The organism is Sulfuricurvum sp. (assembly GCF_030691015.1).
Taxonomy (GTDB): Bacteria; Campylobacterota; Campylobacteria; order Campylobacterales; family Sulfurimonadaceae; genus Sulfuricurvum.
Map to the genome: position 1 here is coordinate 1 of NZ_JAUYFF010000003.1, position 1,106 is coordinate 1,106.

Genomic DNA, 1,106 nt, shown 5'->3' on the forward strand with positions numbered 1-1,106 from the left:
TCAAGTTCATCGAGTTTTTCCCACGGGTAATCGCTTTGACCTACTTGACCTCGGCTGGCGACATCGGCATAAAGGAATGTCTCTTCACTCGGATGGTCAAGATCAAATTTACGGGTAATCCAGTTAGGGGTAAGAGAGAAGTTATCATGGACAAACGAGGAGAGGATATCATCATTCAATCCATCAATGCAGGTACCGCTGGTATCAACAGAAACAGAAGTAGGTTTAGCGACACCGATAGCGTAGCTGATTTGAACGATCGCTTTTTTAGCCAACCCTGCGGCTACGATATGTTTGGCAATCCAACGTCCGGCATAAAGACCCGAACGGTCTACCTTTGTATAGTCTTTTGAACTTTGTGCACCGCCGCCGATAGGGGCATACCCTCCGAAGCTGTCAACGATCAGTTTACGTCCCGTTAGACCGCTGTCATGAAGACTCGAATGTGAGACATATTTGCCCGTAGGGTTGATATGGATGATACACGATTTGGGATCAAACAGATTGGTCGGTAATCCCGTATCAAGGATAAGCTCCATAATCAGTTCCCGTACCTGCTCGATGTTCATTGTATTGACACACGGAGCAGAGACGACGATCGTATGGATCGCTTGGGGGTTACAGTTTTCAAAGTTGTCTTTGACGCCGTAGTCCATAGTGACTTGGGTTTTAATATCGACACCGAGTTTATGAGGGTGGGCGAGGGCGTAGTGGTACACTTTCTCCATCAGCATCCGTGCATAGGTAATAGCACTTGGCATAAAGTTTGCCGTTTCACAATCGGCATATCCGAACATGATCCCCTGATCTCCTGCACCGGTCTCACCATCACTCTGGTCAACCCCTTGATTGATATCAGGAGACTGACGGTTGAGGAGGACTTGTACCTCTACATCCTCAGGATGGAGACACTCTTCACGGGTAAAGTGAGGATGTCCGTTATAACCGATCTTTTTGAGGGCATCAAGTGCGATATGTTTATACTCTTTGGTACTCAGCTGAACATTAGAGGTAACTTCCCCTCCGATAACGACATGTTTCCCTGCAACAAACACTTCGCTTGCAACACGGCTTTTCGGATCACCGATGATAAGACGATCGACGAT

General features: G+C 47.2%; 1 protein-coding gene. It reads right to left on the reverse strand.

What is annotated here, in order from left to right; translation table 11 throughout:
- The coding region (metK, locus tag Q8O20_RS05640; protein WP_305530352.1) for a methionine adenosyltransferase at positions 1-1,106 on the reverse strand (1,106 nt) is incomplete at both ends.